The following is a 6,383-nucleotide window of genomic DNA, read 5'->3' on the forward strand; positions in this document are numbered from 1 at the left end:
GACTTCGATCACGCGATCGCTGGCTGGATCATCGAGAGCGCCGGTTTGTCCGCCAACCTCGATCCCGGCGCGCAGCGTCAACTGCTGCAAACGGCCTGTGCTGCCAAAGAAGCGCTGACCAATGCCTCGTCGGTCGAAGTGGCTCATGGCGACTGGAAAGCCGAGTTGACCCGCGAAGCATTCGACGCGTTGATCGAGCCGATGGTCGCTCGCAGCCTGAAAGCCTGCCGCCGCGCAGTACGCGATTCCGGTGTTGAGCTGGACGAAGTGCATGCGGTAGTCATGGTTGGCGGCTCGACTCGCGTACCTCGCGTTCGCGAAGCTGTCGCTGAAGCCTTTGGTCGTCAGCCCCTGACTGAAATCGATCCGGATCAAGTGGTGGCCATCGGTGCTGCGATCCAGGCCGATACGCTGGCTGGCAACAAGCGCGATGGCGATGAACTGCTGTTGCTCGACGTGATTCCGTTGTCCCTGGGGCTGGAAACCATGGGCGGTCTGATGGAGAAGGTGATTCCGCGCAACACCACCATCCCCGTCGCTCGTGCTCAGGACTTCACCACCTACAAAGATGGCCAGTCGGCCATGGCGATCCACGTGTTGCAGGGCGAACGCGAGCTGATCAGCGACTGCCGTTCCCTTGCGCGCTTTGAATTGCGCGGCATTCCGGCGATGGTGGCCGGTGCGGCGAAGATACGTGTGACCTTCCAGGTCGATGCCGACGGTCTGCTCAGCGTTTCGGCCCGCGAGTTGGGTTCGGGCGTTGAGGCGAGCATTCAGGTCAAGCCGTCCTACGGCCTGACCGACGGCGAAATCGCCAAGATGCTCAAGGATTCGTTCCAGCACGCCAACGACGACAAGGTCGCCCGTGTGCTGCGTGAGCAGCAGGTCGATGCACAGCGCCTGATCGAAGCGGTACAGGCTGCCCTGGAGGCTGATGGTGAGCGCTTGCTCGACGCCGAAGAGCGGCTGGTCATCGAATTGCAGATGCAGGAATTGACTGAACTGATGAAAGGTACTGATGGTTACGCCATCGAGCTGCAGACCAAGCGTCTGTCGCAAGTGACCGACGCCTTTGCTGCCCGCCGCCTGGACTCGACGGTGAAAGCCGCGTTGGCGGGGCGCAACCTGAATGAGATTGAGGAATAACGATGCCGCAGGTCATTTTTCTGCCACACGAGAAGTTTTGCCCGGAAGGCATGGTTGTGGAGGCTGAGACCGGTACGTCCATCCTCGAACTGGCGCATGAGCACCATATCGAGATGGAAAGTGCCTGTGGCGGCGTCTGCGCTTGCACCACCTGTCACTGCCTGATTCGTGAAGGCTTTGACTCGCTGGAAGAGGCTGACGAGCTGGAAGAAGACTATCTTGATAAGGCTTGGGGGCTGGAAGCTCAATCCCGCCTGGCCTGTCAGGCCAAAGTCGGGACTGAAGACCTGACCGTTGAAATTCCGAAATATTCGCTCAACCATGCGGCTGAAGCGCCGCACTGATTCAAGGAAGCGACATGAGTCTGAAATGGGTTGATGTGCTGGAAATCGCGATCCAGCTGGCTGAGTCCAGGCCGGAAGTGGATCCGCGTTACGTGAACTTCGTCGATCTGCACCAATGGGTGCTGGCATTGCCGGAGTTCAGTGATGATCCGACCCGCGGTGGCGAGAAGGTGCTTGAAGCCATTCAGGCCGCCTGGATCGAAGAAGCAGACTGAGTCTGCGCCGTACGCAGTTAGGCAATACCCGAGAACCCGCGTATAATTCGCGGGTTTAATTTTTCGCAAATTACCGTTTCTGGAGTTACATCATGGCTGTTCAACGTACTTTCTCCATCATCAAGCCTGACGCCGTTGCAAAAGGCGTTGCTGATCAGATCGTTGCCCGTTTTGAAACCGCAGGCCTGAAAGTTGTTGCTTCGCAACAGAAGCAACTGACCAAAGAAGAAGCTGAAGGCTTCTACGCTGAGCACAGCGCCCGTGGTTTCTTCGGTGATCTGGTTGCATTCATGATTTCCGGTCCAGTTGTTGTTCAGGTTCTGGAAGGTGAAGACGCTATCGCCAAGAATCGCGAGCTGATGGGCGCCACCAACCCTAAAGAAGCTGCTGCTGGCACCATCCGTGCTGACTTCGCTGAATCCATCGACGCCAACGCTGTACACGGTTCCGATTCGGAAGCTGCCGCTGCACGTGAAATCGCTTTCTTTTTCCCTGCTGTAGAGGCAGTCGCTCAGTAAGCCACGGCTTAAGAGTGAAGGTGAATCCATGACTACATCGACTGTAAAAACCAACCTGCTGGGTCTGACTCAACAGGAAATGGAAAAATTCTTCGACTCAATCGGGGAGAAGCGTTTCCGTGCCGGTCAGGTAATGAAATGGATTCACCACCTTGGCGTCGATGATTTCGACGCCATGACGAACGTCAGCAAAGCCTTGCGCGACAAGCTCAAGGTGATTGCTGAAGTTCGCGGTCCTGAAGTGGTCAGCGAGGACATTTCCACCGACGGCACCCGTAAGTGGGTGGTGCGCGTGGCGTCCGGCAGCTGCGTCGAGACCGTGTACATTCCCCAGGGCAAACGCGGCACTCTGTGCGTTTCGTCCCAGGCAGGCTGTGCCCTGGATTGCAGTTTCTGCTCCACCGGCAAGCAAGGTTTCAACAGCAACCTCACCGCCGCCGAAGTCATCGGTCAGGTGTGGATTGCCAATAAATCGTTCGGCAGCATCCCGGCGACCGCCGACCGTGCCATCACCAACGTGGTGATGATGGGCATGGGCGAGCCGCTGCTGAACTTCGACAACGTCGTTGCGGCCATGCATCTGATGATGGACGACCTGGGCTACGGCATTTCCAAGCGCCGTGTGACGCTGTCGACCTCCGGCGTGGTGCCGATGATCGATGAGCTGTCCAAGCACATCGACGTTTCGCTGGCGTTGTCCCTGCACGCACCGAATGACGCATTGCGAAACCAATTGGTGCCAATCAACAAGAAGTATCCGCTTAAGATGCTGCTTGAGTCGTGCCAGCGCTACATGTCGTCCTTGGGCGAAAAGCGCGTGCTCACTATTGAGTACACTTTGCTCAAGGACATCAACGACAAGGTTGAACATGCCGTTGAGATGATCGAGTTGCTCAAGAACATCCCGTGCAAGATCAACCTGATTCCGTTCAACCCGTTCCCGCATTCCGGTTACGAGCGCCCGAGCAACAACGCGATTCGCCGGTTTCAGGATCAGCTTCACCATGCAGGCTTCAATGTCACCGTACGCACCACCCGCGGTGAAGACATCGATGCCGCGTGTGGCCAATTGGTAGGGCAGGTGCTGGATCGCACCCGTCGCAGCGAACGTTATATCGCCGTGCGCGAGTTGAGCGCCGAAAACGATATGGCACAAAACGCCGCGAAATAAATTCAAGAGAGGATCTCTATGTCCCTGCGCTTTGCGCTGCTTTTGCTGTTGGCCAGCCTGTGTGCTGGTTGTGTCCTGTCGGGCGATTTCAATCCGATGAAGACCAGCAAGGGCCGTGATGAGGCGCGTGTTGCCTACGTGCAACTGGGCTTGGGCTACTTGCAACAAGGCATGACCGAACGCGCTAAAGTCCCGCTGAAAAAAGCGTTGGAGCTGGATGACTCGGACCCGGATGCCAATGCGGCATTAGGGTTGGTGTTTCAGGCTGAAATGGAGCCTGAACTGGCAGACCAGCATTTTCGCAAGGCGCTGTCCTCCCGCCCCAACGAAGCGCGAATCCTGAACAACTACGGCAGTTTTCTGTTCGAGGAAAAACGTTACAAAGAGGCGTACGAGCGCTTTGAACAGGCCGCCGCCGATACGCTGTATCCTGAGCGTTCGCGAGTATTCGAGAACCTGGGCATGACCGCATCAAAGCTGGGTGAGCGTGATCTCGCGCAGCAGCAACTGGAAAAAGCCCTGCGTTTGAATCGCCAACAGCCACGCGCATTACTCGAAATGGCTGAGTTGTCCTTCGAAGACAGGCATTATGTGCCCGCGCGTGACTATTACGATCGTTTTAGCCTGCTGGCGGAGCAAAATGCACGTAGTCTATTGCTCGGCGTTCGGCTGGCAACAGTGTTCGATGATCGCAACAAGGCTGCCAGTGCGGGCCTGCAACTAAAACGACTCTATCCCGGTACCCCGGAATATCAGCAATACCTGTCGGAGCAATGATGAAAGCGGCGCATCCCGAAGTTGTAGCAGCGAATCGCGTTAACCCCGGTGAGACTTTGCGCCAGGTCCGCGAAAGCAATGGCTGGTCGCTGGCCGAAGTGGCCCTCAAGCTCAACCTCACTGTCACCTCCTTGAGCAATCTGGAAGCCGGCGCCTTCGACAAGCTGCCTGGGCATACCTTTGCTCGCGGTTATATCCGTGCGTACGCCAAATTGCTGGGCATGGACCAGACTGTTCTTGTCCAGCAGTTCGACCAATCGACGGGCACCGATTCCCACGGCAGCAACGTGCACAGCCTGGGTCGTATCGAAGAGCCGGTGCGGGTTTCCCATACCATTTTGCGTATTGTCAGCCTGTTGTTGCTGGTCGCGGTCATTGGTGGCGGATTTATCTGGTGGCAGGATCAAACGTCGCTGCGCACCAAGGATTTGATCAGTCTGACTCCGGAACACGTTGAAGTGGAAGGCGCTGACGGCACCACCCAGATCCATCCGCTGGATGAGCCGGAAGACCAGGCCGTCGCGCAAGATCAGGCTGAAAGCGCTACCCCGCTGGCGTTGCCGCTAGCCGAAACCTCCTCCGAGGCGCCGGCCGAATCTGCAGCAACTGCGCCTGTTGTCGCACCGACAGCCCCGACGCCAGTTGCCCCGACACACAACGTTGCTCCAGTTGTTGCAGCACCGGCCACTCCGGTTGTACCGGTAGTGACTGCTCCGGTTGCTACGACTGCTCCTGCTCCAGTTAACACAGCGCCAGTGGCCGGCCAAGGCCAGGTTCAGCTGAAGTTCACCGCCGACTGCTGGACGCAAGTGACCGATGGCGCCGGCAAGGTGCTATTGAGTGGCCTCAAGCGTAAAGGCGATAGCGTTTCCGTCAGCGGCAAACCGCCGTTCACCGTGCGTCTGGGCTTCGCCCGTGGCGCACAAATCAGCTACAACGGTCAGGCGGTTGATGTCGCTCCGTTCACCAGTGGCGAGACTGCTCGCCTGAAGTTGGGTCAATAAGTCATGCACGGCGAATCTCCAATCAAACGTCGCGAATCCCGCAAGATCTGGGTCGGTAACGTGCCTGTGGGCGGCGATGCGCCTATCGCTGTGCAGAGCATGACCAACAGCGACACCAATGACGTTGCTGCCACCGTGGCTCAGATCAATCGCCTGGAAGCCGCTGGCGTCGATATCGTGCGCATTTCCGTGCCGGATATGGATGCCGCCGAAGCCTTCGGCAAGATCAAGCAACTGGTCAAAGTGCCCTTGGTGGCTGACATCCACTTCGACTACCGGATCGCATTGCGCGTAGCCGAGTTGGGTGTTGACTGCCTGCGGATCAACCCGGGCAATATCGGTCGCGAAGACCGTGTACGTGCAGTGGTCGATGCCGCCCGTGACCGCGGGATTCCGATCCGCATCGGCGTCAACGCCGGTTCTCTGGAAAAAGATCTGCAAAAGAAGTACGGCGAGCCCACACCGGCTGCGCTGGTTGAGTCTGCGCTACGTCACGTCGAGCACCTCGAACGCCTGAATTTCCAGGACTTCAAGGTCAGCGTGAAGGCCTCCGATGTGTTCATGGCCGTCGAAGCCTACCGCCTGCTGGCCAAGGAAATTGTCCAGCCACTGCACCTGGGTATCACCGAAGCGGGTGGTTTGCGTTCAGGCACAGTGAAATCCGCCGTGGGCCTCGGTATGCTGCTCGCCGAAGGGATTGGCGATACTATTCGCATCTCGTTGGCGGCTGACCCGGTCGAGGAAGTGAAAGTCGGCTACGACATTCTCAAATCCCTGCATCTGCGTTCCCGTGGCATCAACTTCATCGCCTGCCCGAGTTGCTCGCGGCAGAACTTCGATGTGGTCAAGACCATGAACGAGCTGGAAGGGCGTCTCGAAGACCTGCTGGTGCCGCTGGATGTCGCGGTCATCGGATGCGTGGTCAACGGGCCGGGTGAAGCCAAGGAAGCCCATATCGGCTTGACCGGCGGCACGCCAAACCTGATTTACATCGACGGCAAGCCGTCGCAGAAACTGACGAATGACAATCTGGTGGATGAGCTTGAACGCTTGATCCGCCAGAAAGCGGCCGAAAAGGTCAAAGCTGACGCTGCCGTTATTGCGCGTGGCTGAGCCGGACTGAAGAGCCGAACGAATTTAAGGATTTATTGTGAGCAAGTCTTTGCAAGCCATTCGTGGCATGAACGATATCCTGCCCGAACAGACTC

The 6,383-nt window shown here is 57.7% G+C and carries 8 protein-coding genes; all 8 read left to right on the forward strand.

What is annotated here, in order from left to right; all coding sequences use genetic code 11:
* A partial coding sequence (locus tag AC1DRJ_RS17280) for an Hsp70 family protein (RefSeq protein ID WP_477803224.1) occupies nucleotides 1–1,146 on the forward strand: 1,146 nt, incomplete at its 5' end.
* Between the two features lie 2 nt (nucleotides 1,147–1,148).
* The gene (gene fdx / locus AC1DRJ_RS17285) at nucleotides 1,149–1,490 is read left to right on the forward strand and encodes an ISC system 2Fe-2S type ferredoxin (protein WP_110660899.1); all 342 of its coding nucleotides are present in this window, start codon (nucleotides 1,149–1,151) and stop codon (nucleotides 1,488–1,490) included.
* Nucleotides 1,491–1,504: 14 nt separating this feature from the next.
* Nucleotides 1,505–1,705 (forward strand): Fe-S cluster assembly protein IscX, encoded by a 201-nt coding sequence (gene iscX, locus AC1DRJ_RS17290; RefSeq protein WP_007903597.1) that lies wholly within the window; start codon nucleotides 1,505–1,507, stop codon nucleotides 1,703–1,705.
* A 92-nt stretch (nucleotides 1,706–1,797) separates the two neighbouring features.
* Nucleotides 1,798–2,223: a nucleoside-diphosphate kinase gene (ndk, locus tag AC1DRJ_RS17295; protein WP_477803225.1), complete on the forward strand. Its 426-nt coding sequence runs from the start codon at nucleotides 1,798–1,800 to the stop codon at nucleotides 2,221–2,223.
* Nucleotides 2,224–2,251: 28 nt separating this feature from the next.
* Nucleotides 2,252–3,394 (forward strand): dual-specificity RNA methyltransferase RlmN, encoded by a 1,143-nt coding sequence (rlmN, locus tag AC1DRJ_RS17300; protein WP_477791543.1) that lies wholly within the window; start codon nucleotides 2,252–2,254, stop codon nucleotides 3,392–3,394.
* 18 nt (nucleotides 3,395–3,412) lie between these two features.
* The gene (gene pilW / locus AC1DRJ_RS17305; protein ID WP_477803226.1) at nucleotides 3,413–4,171 is read left to right on the forward strand and encodes a type IV pilus biogenesis/stability protein PilW; all 759 of its coding nucleotides are present in this window, start codon (nucleotides 3,413–3,415) and stop codon (nucleotides 4,169–4,171) included.
* Nucleotides 4,171–5,175 carry a RodZ domain-containing protein gene (locus AC1DRJ_RS17310; protein ID WP_477803227.1) on the forward strand — a complete coding sequence of 335 codons (1,005 nt, stop codon included), beginning with the start codon at nucleotides 4,171–4,173 and terminating at the stop codon, nucleotides 5,173–5,175. The genes pilW and AC1DRJ_RS17310 overlap by 1 nt, the downstream gene beginning before the upstream one ends.
* Before the next feature lie 3 nt (nucleotides 5,176–5,178).
* On the forward strand, nucleotides 5,179–6,288 hold the full coding sequence (ispG, locus tag AC1DRJ_RS17315) for a flavodoxin-dependent (E)-4-hydroxy-3-methylbut-2-enyl-diphosphate synthase (RefSeq protein WP_477803228.1): 1,110 nt from the start codon (nucleotides 5,179–5,181) through the stop codon (nucleotides 6,286–6,288).
* Nucleotides 6,289–6,383 lie beyond the last annotated feature (95 nt).

This window comes from Pseudomonas sp. P5_B2 (assembly GCF_056400445.1).

Excerpts from the sequence above, each read along its gene's own strand:
- fdx (WP_110660899.1), top strand. The coding sequence starts at position 1,149 with ATGCCGCAGGTCATTTTTCTGCCACACGAGAAGTTTTGCCCGGAAGGC.
- ndk (WP_477803225.1), top strand. The coding sequence starts at position 1,798 with ATGGCTGTTCAACGTACTTTCTCCATCATCAAGCCTGACGCCGTTGCA.
- ispG (WP_477803228.1), top strand. The coding sequence starts at position 5,179 with ATGCACGGCGAATCTCCAATCAAACGTCGCGAATCCCGCAAGATCTGG.
- pilW (WP_477803226.1), top strand. The coding sequence starts at position 3,413 with ATGTCCCTGCGCTTTGCGCTGCTTTTGCTGTTGGCCAGCCTGTGTGCT.
- AC1DRJ_RS17310 (WP_477803227.1), top strand. The coding sequence starts at position 4,171 with ATGAAAGCGGCGCATCCCGAAGTTGTAGCAGCGAATCGCGTTAACCCC.
- iscX (WP_007903597.1), top strand. The coding sequence starts at position 1,505 with ATGAGTCTGAAATGGGTTGATGTGCTGGAAATCGCGATCCAGCTGGCT.
- rlmN (WP_477791543.1), top strand. The coding sequence starts at position 2,252 with ATGACTACATCGACTGTAAAAACCAACCTGCTGGGTCTGACTCAACAG.